This is a genomic window from Geitlerinema sp. PCC 9228 (genome assembly GCF_001870905.1).
In the GTDB taxonomy this organism is placed as follows: Bacteria; Cyanobacteriota; Cyanobacteriia; order Cyanobacteriales; family PCC-9228; genus PCC-9228.
Genome location: NZ_LNDC01000045.1, coordinates 1 through 16,732 on the forward strand (window position 1 = coordinate 1; position 16,732 = coordinate 16,732).

Consider the following 16,732-nt stretch of genomic DNA (forward strand, 5'->3'; position numbering starts at 1 on the left):
AGCCCGCTAAGAGGCTAAGACTGGACTAACCGAACACAATTAACACAGATGTCAATTAATGTTCAGTGATTTGGTTAGTCTGCCTAGCTAGAATTCCTCTCTTTTATGTATTTTCCTATACATAGGGAAAAAATTCATCAGCAAAATAGCGTATTTAGAAACGAGCAAAACCGCCAACTTAGCAAATTTTTAGCCGATTTGGCGGTAAAATATTAAATTTTATAAAAAAAATGCCTAATTTTTTTGAAATTTGTAATCTTTAGAAACATGTCGCGATCGCTCTCCAACTTCCCAGAGAACCACAAGTTTCCATGACCTACAAAAAAGGGCAACCACGGGGGGTTGCCCCTACAGAAAAAATGTGGTTTTCCCATGTCGGATTTGGCATAAGATAGAGGAGACCGAGGAGTACCGAAGATGGGGAAGAAGACTGCAGGTCTTAGGTGAGGAAATTTTTCGGGTCTTGGTAGTACGGATTTGGTCTTAATTGTAACTTGCCAAAATAATATAGTCATCTAGAACATAAGAATAATCATAAGGAATTCCAAGATACTCTTGAGCTACTTTACTAATATACTGCTGTGCGGCTAAACGATCCGTTGCATATTGTCGAAATCGCTTTCCCCCTAATGGTTGCCGACTCTCGGTAGAACTTAGACATTTATACCAGACTAGTTGCAATCCTAACTCTCCCAAAAACTTATTAACAATTTCTTTTTCTTGCTCTATATCATCGCTGGGGGATTCGTTGTAGATTCTGAATAGCTTTTTATTTTGTACAATTAGCAAAACATATCCACCCGGTTGGAGACAATTTTGAATAATGCGGGTATAATTATGCTTAGCATATACTTGAGAATCTGAATCGGAGAAAAAACAATGGCTAATAACAATAAAGTTAAAAAATTGTTTGGGTAGTTTTTCAATTTCCAAGTCAGGTTTTAATATATCTTTCGTAACAAAACGAAAATAGGCATTGGGTGGCGATTGTTTTGATTCTATATATTTCCGCCAAAATTGCAATCCTCGAAATTGAAACATTTTTTGTTTGTCTAGCGAAAAATAGCATATATTCGGACTGGTTTGAGTGCCAAATGAAACGCTACTTTCTATCAATAAAGCTAAACCAAAAGCGACTGTTGCTGGACCGGCACCAATGTCAAGTATGGTAAGATTGGTCGGCAATAATTGGTTTTGGTAAATATAGTACCAAGCAATGTAGTTACAATAGACATTTTCGAGAAAATATCTAATTAAGTACGTATAGACGGTTGCATCATCGCCATCGTAATTGGGATCTTGACCTTTTTTAATTTATTTAAATCTAATAGCGCCGATTGTAATTTGTCGAAAAAATCTTCTTTTTTTTTGGCTCTTTAATTTGATTTACTTTATCTCTACAAAATTGAGCTAAATTTCGATCGAATTTGTTAAAAACTTCATCCACTCCCGTACACTGAACCAAAGCTTCGTCAATTTCTTGTAAGTTCAAGTCCTGGCGAACCTGTTGGAGAAACTGTTGGTTAGGAAAGATGGTGGGAATCCCTGGTGGCAAAAAATCCAGGAGTTCTTGATAATCTTGAATTTTTTGGGAAAGTTGCGTATATTGATGCTGGAGCGCTTGAATTTCTTGTTTCTGTGCCTGGATGGTTTCCTGTGCTTGCAGTTTTTCGAGATAAACTTTTTGTAGCGGCGATAGCTTGGCACCTGAATTCCATATTTTTCCTAAAATTTCTCCGGCGCGGCGATCGCTTCCCCGACGTAATGCTAAGTTAAATTGTAGCGATCGCCACCAATTTACCACCAGATTACTCATAACCAAACCCCTGCCTGCCTTCTTGAATATCATCTACAATCCCTTCTAGTCTATCAAATAATCGCTTCTTAAACCCCTCATAGCACTCATTTTCTTTATCGAACCACCAAGCATACCGACGTTTGATCGCCTCAGCTTCCTTACGAGTTACCGCCACCAGAGATTGATTTTTACTCGCATGAAACTGTTGCACCACCACGCGATCCGCCACTTGCAAACGACGCATAAAAGCTGGTTCGTCTTCAAGCAACGTCGGCAACACAGGCGTCACCGTAATTGAAATCTTAGGAACGTATCCCCGCAACATATCAATGCCGTAGCGCAACTTTTCCGCAGCTTGAAACCTAGCCACAATGCTGGGTGTTTGGGGTTCAAAATCCCGGCGTACTTTCTCGCTACCGGTGGGAATGCTAATATTGACCCGCAACCGTTCCAACTGCTGCAACAAATCCAAATCCCTCACCAACATGGGACTGCGCGTCTGAATTACCAAAGTAGGTTGGTATTCTACCATCACTTCCAGCAACCGTCGCGTTATTTTATCCTTAGCTTCGATGGGTTGGTACGGGTCAGTTACCGAACTCATGTAGATACTAGGCGGCGTGTCGGGACATTTTTCAAACCACTTAGCTAGTTCTTTGTCTAACTGTTGGGCAGCATTTTCCTTCACCAACACCCACTTTCCCCAATCGCGACGCATTCTGGGATTGGGACTAAAAGCCGCTGCATAGCAGTAGCTACATCCATACTGACATCCCCGATAGGGATTTAAGGTAAAATCGTAACTCCCAATATATCCCGTAGCTTTTGTTAGGATTGATTGTGCCTTTTGGTTATAAACGCTGGCACTACCAAATTTTTCTCGCAAGCGAACGGTCGCTTTTTTGCTGGTATAGCCTTCGTATTCTGATTTGGCCATGATGCTAGGCACCCAATAGGAGTTGGATCAATTGTCAAACTAGCAAGTTTTGGCAAAATCCTTGCCTAACTAACTGTGAATCCGAGGTTGGGGATGCAGCGTAGATAAAATGTCGCTTTCTACCGTTGCCAACTCGTCGAGGCGTTGGTCTACTTCTTCCCGGGAAAAGCTTTCTACAGCCAGCAACCAAAATATGCGGTAGTGACGCGCTTGCGATGCCATCAATCCCCGATAAAATTTTGCTAGCTTTTCATCCGGACAATGATAGCCTAGCAATCCCAATCTTTCGTGACTCCTGGCTTCGATTAACGCCGAAACCAGCAGAAAATCCAAACATCTTTTGGGTTCTTCCCCACGGACGTTTGATATTAGCGTTTCGCCGTAGGGTGGGGGTGGTAGGGGTTTCAAGGGAATCCCTCTTTCTTGGAGGATTTGGTTGACCATGTCAAAGTGTTCTAGTTCTTCCCGCGCCAAGGCTGTTAGCTGGCGGACCAATTTTTCGTGGGAAGGATAGCGACAGATGAGTCGCAAGGCGTTTCCCGCTGCTTTTTTCTCGCAGTGGGAACGATCGAGTAAAATGGTATCCATATTGGCGATCGCTTGGTCGATCCAATCGGTCGAAGTTGGTTGTTTGAGAACTTTAATTGTCGTTGCAGCAGCGTTCATAAAAAAATGAGCTATCCTAACTTCGTCGCATTTCTTGCTTTCCGAGTGTAGCGCAACTCCAGTCCCTGCGATCGCTGGTTGCTAAAAAACCTCCCCATCTAGGATATGATGAAATTTGACTATTTGTTCCAAAATCGTTACCGTGGCAATAGAAAGCCCAGCAAGTAGCCATGGCCAGATGCAAGCAGTTTGACCAACAAGCAGCCTTGGAACAAGCCATGGAAACCTTTTGGCGGTATGGCTACGAAGGTACTTCCATGGAAAACTTGCTCAAAAATATGGGCATCAACCGAGGCAGCTTGTACGATACTTTTGGTGGCAAGCGTTCCCTGTTTGAAAGTGCGTTGGCTTTGTACGAGGAAAAAGTCCTCGCCACCATTGTTCAGCCATTGGAAGCGCCAGATGCTGCCAAACAGGCTATTTGCGATCGCTTTGATGAAATTGTAGACCAAGCCGTATCCGACGTACAGCGTCGCGGCTGCTTGATTACCAACTCCGCCGTAGAACTGGCTTCCCACGACCCAGAAATTCAACAGCAAATCGCGCGGACTTTCGCACAAGTCAAACAAGCTTTTGAAAAAGCTTTGCTGCGTTCCCAACAGCAAGGAGAAATTTCTCCCGAACTCGACCGAGAAGCGATCGCAGCTTTTCTAACTTCTAGCTTGCAAGGATTGCGCGTTATGTCTCGTGTCAATCCCGATGTACAACAAATGCGCAATATGTTACCGTCACTTTGTCAGTTTTACGGTAAAACATCTGTGCCATCGAAGGAATCGTTTATTTTTTTACCCATTTTGAAATAATTTTTTAAAAAGAAAAATTCTATAAATTTGAGCCAAGAAATCGCCAATCTCAACCAACAACTAAACCCACAAATCCCCGAAGATTCTTAAGCCAAGATGCAGCAAACCAAAGCCGAACTAGGAAAAGCCCAAATTGCCGAACAAAGCCTGCAAACTAAGGATACCGTTCCCAACAGAGAACCATCACAGCAGTAGGGAGATTTCCAAGTTTCTATGAGTTGCTGCAACGAACTAGCGCATAGCAAATCCGATTTATAAAGATCGCATTGTAGATAGAGACCGAATTGGGGGATTTTTCGGGTCTTCACTTGCAGATTTTGTATTAAATTTGTAAGATGAAGCCTATTGTGGCAAACAAAAAAATGGATAGCCAAGAACAAACAGAAGCACAATTCCCTCGATGGAAAACGACACAAGCCAGTGGTAGGGTGGGCATTGCCTACCCTACTTGCAGATTTCGTATTAGATTTGTAAGATGAAACCTATTGTGGCAAAGAAAAAAATGGATAGCCAAGAACAAACAGAAGCACAATTCCCTCGATGGAAAACCACACAAGAAATTTTAGAGAACAAGCTCAATGAAAGACACCATCATTTTATGCAAACCCTAGCAGAAATTCGCTCGGATGTAGCCAGTAACGACCTTAAACGTCGTCATGCTGCCATAGAAAAAGCGAAAAACAAGGGAATGCCAGAAGTAGAACCATTGGTCAATGTTGCCAACACAGTTAAGAAAGAACTCATTTTTCAGTTACTGGTTCCTGTTGGGCAAGCATGGGAAACGGAGACACTAGCTCTTGTTCCATTTTCTGAGTTACAGGAGCGTTTGCAAGATATTCTTCCGTGGTATATGGCAGCAGAAATAGCAAAAGCTTTCGAGCAAATACAAGAAGGTTTGGGGCATTTCAAACAATATAAAAAACCAAATCATTTTACCATTGGAGCCAAACTTCAAAATCGGAAAAAAATTCAAAAAATGGAACAAGTGGAAGAGGGATTGATACGGCTTTACGCTGTCATGGGGAAGGCTTACTCTAAATTAGCCGAATTTAGCTTACAGTCTCAAGCTACCGAGCTGGAAAATGTATTGCAAAGTTTGGTCCGCCAACAAGCCGATAATATTAGAAATGTACTGAGAGATAGGCATCCCGATTGGTTTTTATCCGAAATGCCGCCAATAGAGTTGAACGATTGTATTTCTGTTCTTGATTTTCAAACCCCAAAACTTTCAGAATCCTTTTTTGTGTTGCCCAATCCAGTTGAGGTCACGAAGAAAAATAAAAAAGAGCTAGCAGGAACTGTCCAAACTCGAACCCTCTTTAAAAAATCCAAAACCAAATTAATGTATAAAACTGTAGAAATTCAAATTACAAAAATTCCCTATGCTAACACGATATTCCATGACTGGCGGGAGGAAATCGAACGGTCGCAAGTGCAACTATGGAATATAATTTGCCAATGTCTAATCGAACAATTAGCTCAAATGAATAGAAAGTTGCTGGAAAAAACCGAACAACAAGCGATCGCGCTGACAAATCTACCTATAGAAAGCGATCGCGATCGCTAGGGCAGGACTCATTTTACAATTTTATTTGTGGTTGTGCAACCGAATTTTGTATCAATTTAGACAGAAAGTAAGGATTTATCCTCCTCAAGGCACTCTAGTTTCTGGAAAACCTAGGATTTGCGGCTCAATTGGTTTCATTGACCGTATGTATGGTTATGTATTGTTTAATTTTTTTATATGTTTCACTCTATCCGTAAGTAAAAAATTGTGACAATTTGGTTTAAAATCTCCGTTAAGTAGGGAAAAATGGAAAAGTCAGGTTAAAAAATTTACAGGTAGCGATGGTAGATATAGCATCTTCCCCTACAGTTGAGAGCGTTTTAAGTCATTTCCGGGACTTACTGCACGAACTAGGTCAGGCAAGCGTCGAGCTGGCGAATGCTTATCCAGATGTTTTTGACGACCCAGACTTAAAAGCTCAAGTGGCGGCGTTTCAGAAAGCATACCAAGAAGCGACGGAAAGATTGGAAAATCCAGCACTTGCGATCGCAACTTTTGGAACCACCTCCTCTGGCAAATCTACTCTCGTAAATGCTCTGGTTGGTCGTCGGGTAGCTCCCATGTTAAACCAACAAATGAGCGGTGGTGTCCTGAAAATGAAAGCTGCCGATACCTCGCGTTTGGCAATTGATGAGACAGAAGGCGCTCAGTGGGAAACGGGAGAATGGTCGGAAATCGATGATGGAGAGACTTATGACCGAGTTAAAAACGTCATGCTCTCCTATCACAATATTGATTTTCAGCAACAAGAACAGGGGTGTATGGCACCGCAAATCACCGTTTACGGTCCCCTGTTGCCGGCTGACAATCGCTCTTTGCTGAATCTTCCCTCCAGTGTAGATGTAGAAATCATTGATTTGCCAGGACTAAAATCGGTGCAAGATGCGGCGAATCTGCGCGTGATTCAACCCCAAGTGGGAAAATCTTGCAGTTTGGTTGCTTTGGATTACGGACAAATTGACGAACAACACCGGCAACGCTTGCTGCAAGAATTAAAGGATGTGGTCAAGTCCTTAAATGGTCGTACGGACTCAATGATTTTTGTTTTGAATCGCGTCGATTTGAGAACGGAAGACAATCCACCGATTGAAGAGGATATTCAAAGGTTAAAAGAAGAAATTCAATCCGTGCTATCCCTGCAAGAAACGCCAGATGTTATTCCATTAAGCTCTCTATTCATTTATTACGCGCAATGTGCTTGGGGAACGCAAGGTGGTCACCTTCAATCCGAAGTTGACCCAAAAACGCGGTTGGCATTTTTACAAGCCATGTTTCGCGACTGTGGAAAACTCATCAAGGAAAATACCAAGAGAGATAAAAATTGGCGTCGGTGGTTTCGAGACTTAGAAGATGATGTAGAAGATGGTGAATCTATCAGTGATGAAAGGATGCGGCATGTTCTTCACTACGCTCTAGAATGGAGTGGAGCGCAAAAACTTTGGGATACATTGCGATTTCGCGTTCAGCAGTCGTTTCCTCAACTTGTGATTCTACCCGCGTTAAATCCTGTATTTAAGAATTTTGATGTGTTGGTGGCAAAACTTGAGACCATTGCCAAAACTCGGAAAATTGATAACCAAGAAAAGGTAGAAGCACAATTAGAACGATTAAAAGCAGAGCGTCAAGCTTTACACAAGAATCTCGAACGATTGCGAAAGAAGTTTGAAGAATCAATTGCAGATATCAGACAAGATTTAAGAAGCGATAACGTTCAGCGCCGCCAGGCAGCTATAGACAAAGCTGAAAACCAAGGAATGCAGGGTTTTAAAAAGCTCCTGGGAATAGTCGATACTGTTAGAGACGAAATTAATTTTAAATTAATTATCCCTGTTGAGGAAGCTTGGTACGCTCAAGCATCACCTTATGATTTACAGGATCGATTAAGAGAAGTCGTTCATCCTTATATTGCAGAAGAAATAGGGAGAGGGTTTGACCGAATCAAAGACGGTTTAACACATTTTGAAATAGAAAGTACAGATGAAGACAATGAAGGCAATGAAGAATCGGGTTATTTTACCATTAGTGCGAAACTGGAAGATTCGGACAAAATACAGCAGCTAGAGAAAATAGAAGAAGGATTGATACGGCTGTATACTGGCATGGAAAAAGCCTTATCTCAAGTAGCGGAATTTAGCATCCAAGCTCAAGCCGCAGATTTAGAAAATATTTTGCAAGAATTTGCTAGGAAGCAAGCCGAACAAGTCGTTGCCGCCGTCAATGAAGAATTTCCCGAGTTGGGATTATCAAAAGCAATTCAAGCGGATTTGAATCTCATTCTTTCATCCAATCCTCCCGAACTTCCAGAGAATTTCTTTACTTTGGAGAAACAAATTCAATCAAAAACCGAAGTTAAAGAGGAACAAACGGGATGCGAAACCATAGAATATACCGAACTAGAATGGTTTTTGTTTATTATTCCATGGCCGGTTAAAAAACATGATATCAAACCTATTTACGACACGTTTGAATACAAGGCTTTAAAAGTTCCGTATTTTACAACGATTTCTGATGAGTGGCGGCAGGGAATTTTCAACTCGCAAGAGCAACTTTGGGATGAACTATCTGAATGGATCATCCAATACTTAGATGAAATCAGCGAACAATTTACGAAAGCTGTTGAGCAAGTTCTTGATTTAATGAATCGTTTTCTAGAAGAACAACTGAAAGTAATTGAAATGAAGTTTGAAGAAGAACAAAACCGTTGGCATCAAATTGAAGCGGAGAAAGATTTGCTTGTCGAACTTCGGACTCAATTGCACAATCGAATTATAGGAGAAATAGAAGATGAGTAAATTTAGGGATGCTTTTGATAGACTAGCTCAAGATGAAAAGAATCAAGATATAGACGTTGCCATTCGCTCGTGGTGTGATGAAATTGGCTATGGAGATAGCTACCAACAGATAAAAAAAGAGTTATATAGTTGGATCGAAGATGGATGGGTTGTAGACAATATTAGCAAGATATACAACCAATTGCTTCGTTCAACAATGGAATATGGCAAAAAGAATACCCATATGCCTGTATTCCCTTTGTGGGATGATTTGGTAGGAAATCCAATTTTACAAGGTGCAAAAGATGGAATTGAAAGTATTGTTAAAGATACAAAAAATAGAATCAAAAAAATGGATATAAAATTAATATTGATAATAGCTTTTGTTTTAATGTCAATTGGACTAGTACTTTGGATATTGAAGTTAGAAAAAGAAAAAAAGTCCAATGACAAAAGGGAAATAAAAACTTTCCCATTAGAAATAGAAAGAGTACCACAAGGTTCCCAAGAAAAAACAATTTTTTTGTTAATTTTAGATGCGGAAGGAAGTAAAAAAATTATTCCAAATCTTCGTTCTGAAGGTAAAATAACTTCCGAAATGGTCCATATTTTATCTTCTACTTCTATTATTATGGCTTTGTGGCAAGGAACTCAGGAGGAATTTACTAAAAAAGAACTGAATAAAAGCTTTGATTGCTCTCCAAACTCAGAAGTTTCTGAATATGATGTGTATGTCGTTGAAATTGAGCTAGCTAAACGTGAAATAGAGTTTGAAAGGAATGCTAATGCGATGTCGCGATACAATGCTTTCAAAAGATTAGCGAATAAACCTGACTCCCACAAAATCACCAAAGTTTCCCAACGCCTTCCTAAAGAAGCCTACAATAATCCCCATCTCTATCGCTAAAATCGCTAAAGAGGAAAAAACAATGCTAATTCCAACCAATCTAATCGCCGATTCTGGAATTGTACAAGGATTAGCCAGCGGAGAGTTGGTTCGCTACGGTAGCGTAATTCGCCATGCTGCTGGTACAGTTCAAGGTGGTCAAATTGTTCGCCACCTGGCAGAAGCTCCCGGATTGACCAGTCAATTGGCAGGCTTGCCTTTTGCTCCCATTACTGGTGCAGCGAATTTTGTAGTTAACGGTGTTGGTCACGCTGTGACTTTCAACAAATTGGTGGGAATTGACCACCAATTGACTGGCTTGCAGCAAACAGCTTCCTCGATTCTTGGTGTCAGTCAAATTGCGGCTGGCGCTAGCGTTTTGGGGTTGGGGGTAAGTGTTGCCGGTTTTGCCTACATGGGTTCCAAACTCAATCAAGTGCAAAAATCGGTTGCCAATTTGCAAAAATCAATGGATGCGGGATTTCAGCGTGTTGAAGACCGTTTGGATAAAATTTCCGGTCAGCTTAATTATCTGTATTTGCTGGTGGAAGATAGTAGGGAACAACAAAAACGCCTCAGCCAAGCGATTACCGAACTACACAAGGCTTTTTTGATTCAAAAAATTGCTAAACTGCAAGCGGAATTGGAAAGTCTGAAGCGATTTCCTGACGATTCTCCGAAAGATGCGATTAATACGGCTACTGAGGTTCGTCTTTTTTTGGGAAATCAAGCGCTACAAACGCCTTGTGAATTGGAACCCAATACGCTGATGCTGGTGGATGTGGCGACGCAAGGTTGGGTGGCTGCGACGGCTACAGAAGCGCAACTTTTGTTGAGGCATGGCTATATTACAGATGCTAGAGAGGTTCTCGCTGAAACGGTTCCCCAGCTTCAGGAAAACGCGCAGCATTGGGGAGAAAAACTTTTAGAAAGCGATCGCGACGAACTCAATACTGCCTATCGCTTTGCCACTCCCTACTTCCAAGACCATATTAGCAAAGAACGGGTGCAACGAATTGCGAGAATTTCTCAGCGCGATCGCGATCTTTCCCCGGAAAAAGCCTGGCAAAAACAGCAAGATGCAGAAGTAGAAATGCAAATGAGTCGCACCAAGCCGCATTTGGACAAACATTGGCAATACCAGCAACTGGCTTTGGCGGAATATCTCGATACCCTCAGCGAACTGGCTGCCAGACTCGACAGCCTGCTAGCGTTTGCTAAATTGTGCGAACGGCAAGGGGTGAAAAGCAGTCAGGAATTGCTACCCGGCAACGATTGGGAATCGGGATTGTATCTGTTGCCAGCGGAGTAGATGGCGCGATTCAAAAGCATGTTATTATACCCCCTGTGGTCCCCCTTGTCAAGGGGGACGGTGGGGATGGCACCCTATTTGTTGTCCGTTCTTTCTTCCAAACGCCGCCGCCATTCGGCATCGATTTTTTCGGCTTGGTCCAGTTCTTGCTGGATTAAATCGTCTTCGGTGGTGTACGCCAAATCTTGTTCGGTGATGACCGTTTCTTCAGCAAACTGGCGTGCGTAAGACAGCTTGTTCTGTACCTCTGGCGTAGCGCGATTGAGAGCTGTGGCGCGTTCTTGGCGCTTTTGGTTGCGCTCTTCAATTTTTTGGTTGCGTCGCTGCAGCCAGAAATAGCGAATCAATGGAACCGCCAAGTAGGCAGTGCCGTATCCCAACAATAGCCAATAAATGGAGTTGACAAAGGCTACCAAACCGCCAATCTGTGCGGCAATGGTGCCATCTTGCAGCAAGACCCCTAAAATAATCGCCAGTACAAAGTTTAGCACGCCCAAACCACCGGCTAAAGTGAGCTGACTGGAACTCGCCTGGCTGAAAGGCCAGGAAAACTCCCGTAGGTAAGCGGGTACGGATTGCTGGCGTTGCTGACCGGCTGTGGTTTGCAAATCGGGGAAATGATACACAATCCCACCATCGGGACTGACGTGAGGCGTACCGTTAAAACGGGTTAACACCGGCAGCATGAAATCTTCGTCTTCCCGTTGCCATTGGGTTCCCAAATCGTCCAAATAGGGGGCAATTTGTTCGGCGACCACTGCACCTTTGTTGTTGCGAATGACCGTAGCAATATCTTGCCAGCGGCGTTCTTCCAAATTGGCATTGGGATTGCCGTCGCCAAACAGGAAGGAAAAGACCGCTTCTAAAAAGTTCATGTCGCTGGTGTCGCCGCTAGATCGACGTTGCTGTCGTTCGTAGCGTCTTTCTTCGTAGTCTGGGGAAAATACCCAAAACATATCGGGACCAAACCAGAAGTACGGCATGAAGAAAAAGCCGCCACCACCGCCATCGCTGTCGCCACCGCCGTCATCGTCGCTGCTGGAATTGAGGGCGAATATAATGATGGTAATGGCGATCGCGATTAAGATAATCGAGAGAATCAGAATAATCCCAAACGAAATACGGATTAAATAAAATAAAACCTTCCATACCTTTTGCCACCATTCTTGTAGTTGCAGGCGTAGGTATTTGTTACGCAGGATTGTGCGAAAATTCTGGGGAAACAGGTAGACGACATCTCCCGTCTCGGCTACTTGTAAGTGACCGCCGGCATCGGAAGCCAGAGCCAACAATCCCCGTTGTGCGGTATTAATATCTAAACCGGCTTTCGTAGCCACGTCGCCAACGGTGACCCGATAGTTTAGCTTTTCCACTGCCTGCGATATAGCGGGATTGGAAACCATGCGTTTGCCTATTTACTCCAACGTGCCTTTATTCCAGTATAAAGATCGAACAAGAGGGATTGCTATGAAGTTCAAAATCGCTGCGATCGCTGCTTTAACCGCTACCTTGGGTTGTACCTTGCCGGCGGTAGCCTACAATCCCGAACACCTGCGACAGTTGTTGGTTCACAATACTTGTCCCGGTTGCGACCTCCGCGGTGCCCCTTTGCCTGGTGTAGACTTAGAAGATGCCAACCTCTTGGGTGCCGATTTGCGCCGCGCCAATTTACGCCAAGCCAACTTACGGAAAACTAATTTAGCCAGTGCCGACCTACGCAACGCCGATTTGACCGATGCCGATTTGGAGAAAGCCAATTTTGGCAACGGCAATTTTTACGATCGCGATCGCTTTCCCGGTGTTGCTAACGCGGAACGTTTGGATTCGGTGTTAAAAAACGCTGCGGATTTGCGCGATGCCAAGCTGAGTTTTGCCAATTTAGACTCGGCAAATTTAGATGGGGCCAATCTATACCGTGCCCAACTACAAAATGCAACCCTGCGCAAGGCCGATTTACTCCGCGTGAATGGGGTCAATGCCGATTTTTCTGGTGCGGATTTGACCAAAGCTAACTTAACGGCTGCCAGTTTGCGAAATGCCAACTTTAGCAGCAGCAACCTCACTGAGGCTACTATCAGTGGGACTTTTTTCCTCAATGCTTCCCTACGCAATGCCAATCTGACGGATGTTTACGGTAGAAGACTGACCGAACGGGAACCGCCAGCGCCGACACGCTTCGATTTTGCCGATTTGACCCAAGCGGATTTAACAGGTGCTAGTTTGCCCCATGCTAGCTTTGAGTCGGCTACTATGCGGAAAACGGTACTGCGAGATGGCAATTTTTCCAACGCCAAACTCCAAGAAGCCAATTTGTTTATGGCGGATTTGGAAGGTGCGAATCTCGATGGCGCTACCTTGGCGGATAGTATTTTGCCAGATGGCAGCATTTTCCAGGGAGATACCGCGCCGAACGACCTCTAAAGTGGCTTTTAGAATTTCCCATCCAACGCCGCAACGCAACGTTCGCAAATGGTGGGATGTTCTTGGGAAATGCCAACTTGGGTGGAATAGTTCCAGCAGCGATCGCATTTTTGACCGTCGGCTTCGGTAATGCCAACGGCTAGTTTGTCGGTTTCGCTGCGATAATCCAATTGTTGAATGGCTTCTGGCGAGGAAACCATTTCTACCTGGGAAACCAAGAACAAATAGCGCAGTTCGTCAACGCCGTTGGTTTGGGGTTTGGCTGGCTGTTGCGGTAGGGAGGTTGCGGTTTCGGTGGTGGCGGGTTCGCCGACGATTTGCTGTTTGGTGGTTTGGATTTTCTGTTGCAATGCCTGGCGATCGCGCGAGAATAGAAGATTGCGGACGACAAATACACCGCTGTATCCCAAGCCAATGAGTTGGAAAATGGCTGGCAATCCGGGAACTGTCGCGATCGCATTTAAAATACTAGCGGTCACTTTCAACACAATCCCCGCAGACAGCACCACTGCCGCTAAAGTTGCTCCTTTGGTGACCACTGGCGACCAAACTTGCCAGGCAGTATTCAGCGCCGCAAAAAATGCATCCCATTCTTCCCTGGATTTGGGGAAAGTCTCAGGAAATTTCACATCGTCAACGGTCATCTCTTGGCTGACTTTGGCTGGGGATGGTTGGGGATTGGGTTCCGGTTGTGGTGAGGTAGCGGCAACTTGGTGTAACTCTTCCACCGCTTGACACAGTTGCGGGTCGCTCACATACAGCAAGGCTTTGGCATCTAAGGAAGCACCAATTTTCTTCTCGCTGCGTGCCGTTTCCAGGACTTTGTTGACTTCCATCCGAATTTGCCGTAATTTTTGCCAGCGGTCTGCCAGTTCTGGCTGGTTCCAGTGGGGTTCGGTATATACCCATCCCGACTCAAACACCGATTCTGCTGTGGTGGGATAGGGCAAATTCTGCCAAATATCTTCCGCCATGTGACACATCACTGGGGCAATGGAACGAGCTAAATTTTCCACCGCGATCGCCATTACCGTCTGACAGCTGCGCCGCCGCCAGGAATCCGCCGCACTGATATACAGCCGGTCTTTCACCACATCCAAATAAAAATTCGACAGATCCACCACGCAGAAATTCTGCACCATCTGGAAAAACCGGAAAAACTGATAGTTAGAAAACGCCGTGGTCACCTCTGCGAACACTTCGCTCATGCGATGCAGCATATAGCGGTCCAACTCCGGCATTTCCTCGTAAGCTACCGCATGCTGGCTGGGGTCAAAATCGTGCAAGTTCCCCAACAGAAAACGCGCCGTATTGCGAATTTTCCGATACACATCCGCCAGCTGTTTCAGAATATTCTTCCCTAACGGCACATCCGAAGAATAGTCAACGGAAGACACCCACAAGCGCAACACATCGGCACCGTAAGGCGGGTCTTGTTTTTGATTGTTTCCACCAGCAATAACCACCTGGGGGTCGATAACATTTCCCAAAGATTTGCTCATCTTGCGTCCTTTTTCATCCAGAACAAACCCATGGGTTAGCACTGTTTTATAAGGAGAAATGCCATTGTTAGCAACACTGGTCAGCAAACTGGATTGAAACCAACCCCTGTGCTGGTCGGATCCTTCCAGATACATATCCACCGGATAAGTTAATTCCTCTCTTTGTGCTGCCACAGCCGCCCACGAAGAACCGGAATCAAACCATACGTCCATGGTGTCGGTTCCCTTCCGGTAAGTGCGTCCGTTATTTCGGTAAGACTCCGGCAGCAGTTCTTCCACCGGCAGTTCCCACCAAGCATCGGATCCCCGTTCGGCAAAAATATTTTGCACGTGGGCAATGGTTTCTTCCGTAAGCAGAGGTTCGCCGCTTGCTTCGTCGTAAAATACAGGAATGGGAACCCCCCAACTCCGCTGGCGGGAAATACACCAGTCGGACCGTTCCGCCACCATTGATTGAATGCGGTTTTTCCCTTGGACAGGAATCCACTGGACCTGTTCGATGGCTTGCAACACGGCTTCCCGGAAGCCATCCACCGACGCAAACCACTGTTCGGTAGCGCGGAAAATGGTGGGTTTTTTGGTGCGCCAGTCGTAGGGATATTTATGGTTGTAGTCTTCTTCGTGTAAAAGAACGCCTCGTTCTTGCAAAGCATCGATGACCCCGCGGTTGCCATCTCCCAAAACGTTGGTCCCGGCAAACTCTCCCGCTTGTTCGGTAAAGTTGCCATGTTCGTCTACTGGCGATAGGAGAGGCAAACCGTAGCGTTGCCCCACCTGAAAGTCTTCCAAACCGTGACCGGGGGCTGTGTGTACCAAACCAGTTCCGGATTCGGTGGTTACGTAATCCCCACCAATGACAATGGGACTGGTTCTTTCAAACACAGGATGCTGGTAGCTGCAATATTCTAACTGCCTTCCTGTGAGGGTTTCTTTCACCGTTAGCTGCCGCCCCATGACCTGGCTGAGGCGTTCTACTAGTTCCGCAGCTACAATTAAATACTGAAATTTTAGAGTCCCGGAACTGGAACGGGGGGCATTTTGGTCGGACTCTGATGGGGAAGTTTCCCCAAAGCTTTTGCCGCCCGTGTCTTGGGACTGTTGGTTTTTCCTCCCCCCGACTTCGACGACGGCATACTTGAGTTCCGGGTTGACGCTGACCGCCAAATTTCCAGGAATGGTCCAGGGGGTGGTCGTCCAGATGGCAACCCCTAAATTGGGTAAATATGGAGATAGCTGTTCTTTGACCTCGGCGTTGAGTTCGGTAACCGCAAAAGCGGCATAAATGCTGCGGGAAATGTGGTTGTCGGGATATTCCAGTTCGGCTTCTGCCAAAGCAGTTTTGGAACTAGGACTCCAGTGAACTGGTTTTTTGCCGCGATAGATGTATCCCTTTAGAACCATCTGACCGAAAACGCCGATTTGGGCGGCTTCGTAAGCCGGCTTCAGGGTTAGGTACGGATTTTCCCAATCGCCCCACACACCGTAGCGTTGGAAGCCCTGTTTTTGCTCTTCTACAGTTTTTAGGGCAAAATCCCGCGCTTTTTGTCGCAGGGTCAAGGGGGTCAGTTGGGAACGTTCCGACGATTTCATTTGCTGCAGGACTTTTAGTTCAATGGGCAATCCATGACAATCCCATCCGGGGATGTAGCGAACTTTACGCCCTTGCAGCAGCTGGTAGCGGTTAATAATATCTTTGAGGATTTTGTTGAGGGCGTGACCGATATGTAAAGCGCCGTTGGCATAGGGGGGACCGTCGTGCAAAACAAATATATCCCCCGGATTGTTCTGGGACAATCGCTGGTAAATCTGCTTGTCTTCCCAAAACTGCTGGATTTCCGGCTCTCGCTTGGCGGAGTTGGCCCGCATGGAAAACGAGGTTTTGGGGAGGTTTACGGTGTCTTTGTACGAAGGTCCTGATTCAGTCACGGTTACACTTCTGGATAGGGGGCAGAAATACTAGCTATTATTTTTACATTTTTGCGGCCCGAAAAGAAAGTTTTGGGTAGAATTCCCCAAGTAACTTCGGGGGGATTGCCCCTAGTAAGGTCGCGGGCAAATGGGCGATGCTA

At 45.0% G+C, this 16,732-nt stretch carries 12 protein-coding genes; 6 read left to right on the plus strand and 6 right to left on the minus strand.

From position 1 onward, the window contains the following. Nucleotides 1-483: 483 nt before the first annotated feature. The 4 genes from AS151_RS20530 to AS151_RS02910 all read right to left on the minus strand — a co-directional run bounded on the left by AS151_RS20530 (nt 484) and on the right by AS151_RS02910 (nt 3,401). A complete protein-coding gene (locus tag AS151_RS20530; RefSeq protein WP_084639360.1) occupies nt 484-1,185 on the minus strand; it encodes a hypothetical protein in 702 nt (233 codons plus the stop codon). 139 nt (nt 1,186-1,324) lie between these two features. Next, the gene (locus AS151_RS20535; RefSeq protein ID WP_084639361.1) at nt 1,325-1,816 is read right to left on the minus strand and encodes a hypothetical protein; all 492 of its coding nucleotides are present in this window, start codon (nt 1,814-1,816) and stop codon (nt 1,325-1,327) included. Then, nucleotides 1,809-2,735, minus strand: coding sequence for a radical SAM protein (locus tag AS151_RS02905; protein ID WP_071515571.1), 927 nt, complete (start codon nt 2,733-2,735; stop codon nt 1,809-1,811). Before AS151_RS02905 ends, AS151_RS20535 begins: the two co-directional genes overlap by 8 nt. 69 nt (nt 2,736-2,804) lie before the next feature. Continuing rightward, a complete protein-coding gene (locus tag AS151_RS02910; protein ID WP_071515572.1) occupies nt 2,805-3,401 on the minus strand; it encodes a tRNA-(ms[2]io[6]A)-hydroxylase in 597 nt (198 codons plus the stop codon). A 170-nt stretch (nt 3,402-3,571) separates the two neighbouring features. On the opposite strand from AS151_RS02910, the gene AS151_RS02915 reads away from it, so the two are divergent. From AS151_RS02915 to AS151_RS02935, 5 genes are all read left to right on the plus strand, one after another. Continuing rightward, nucleotides 3,572-4,204, plus strand: a complete 633-nt coding sequence (locus AS151_RS02915; RefSeq protein WP_071515573.1) for a TetR/AcrR family transcriptional regulator — start codon at nt 3,572-3,574, stop codon at nt 4,202-4,204. 502 nt (nt 4,205-4,706) lie between these two features. Next, entirely contained in the window at nt 4,707-5,771 is a 1,065-nt protein-coding gene (locus AS151_RS02920) for a hypothetical protein (protein WP_071515574.1), read from the plus strand. Nucleotides 5,772-6,052: 281 nt separating this feature from the next. After that, a complete protein-coding gene (locus AS151_RS02925) occupies nt 6,053-8,563 on the plus strand; it encodes a dynamin family protein (RefSeq protein WP_071515575.1) in 2,511 nt (836 codons plus the stop codon). Then, entirely contained in the window at nt 8,556-9,449 is an 894-nt protein-coding gene (locus AS151_RS02930) for a hypothetical protein (RefSeq protein WP_071515576.1), read from the plus strand. Before AS151_RS02925 ends, AS151_RS02930 begins: the two co-directional genes overlap by 8 nt. A gap of 22 nt (nt 9,450-9,471) precedes the next feature. Then, nucleotides 9,472-10,740, plus strand: coding sequence for a hypothetical protein (locus AS151_RS02935; RefSeq protein WP_071515577.1), 1,269 nt, complete (start codon nt 9,472-9,474; stop codon nt 10,738-10,740). Nucleotides 10,741-10,814: 74 nt separating this feature from the next. Here the strand turns inward: AS151_RS02935 and AS151_RS02940 are convergent, their stop codons facing one another. Next, nucleotides 10,815-12,143 carry a hypothetical protein gene (locus AS151_RS02940; RefSeq protein ID WP_071515578.1) on the minus strand — a complete coding sequence of 443 codons (1,329 nt, stop codon included), beginning with the start codon at nt 12,141-12,143 and terminating at the stop codon, nt 10,815-10,817. A 64-nt stretch (nt 12,144-12,207) separates the two neighbouring features. Between AS151_RS02940 and AS151_RS02945 the strand changes: the two genes are divergently transcribed. Continuing rightward, nucleotides 12,208-13,161: a pentapeptide repeat-containing protein gene (locus AS151_RS02945; RefSeq protein ID WP_170861294.1), complete on the plus strand. Its 954-nt coding sequence runs from the start codon at nt 12,208-12,210 to the stop codon at nt 13,159-13,161. 8 nt (nt 13,162-13,169) lie between these two features. Here AS151_RS02945 and ileS read toward each other — a convergent pair whose 3' ends face one another. Further along, the gene (gene ileS / locus AS151_RS02950) at nt 13,170-16,589 is read right to left on the minus strand and encodes an isoleucine--tRNA ligase (RefSeq protein ID WP_071515580.1); all 3,420 of its coding nucleotides are present in this window, start codon (nt 16,587-16,589) and stop codon (nt 13,170-13,172) included. Nucleotides 16,590-16,732: the final 143 nt, after the last annotated feature.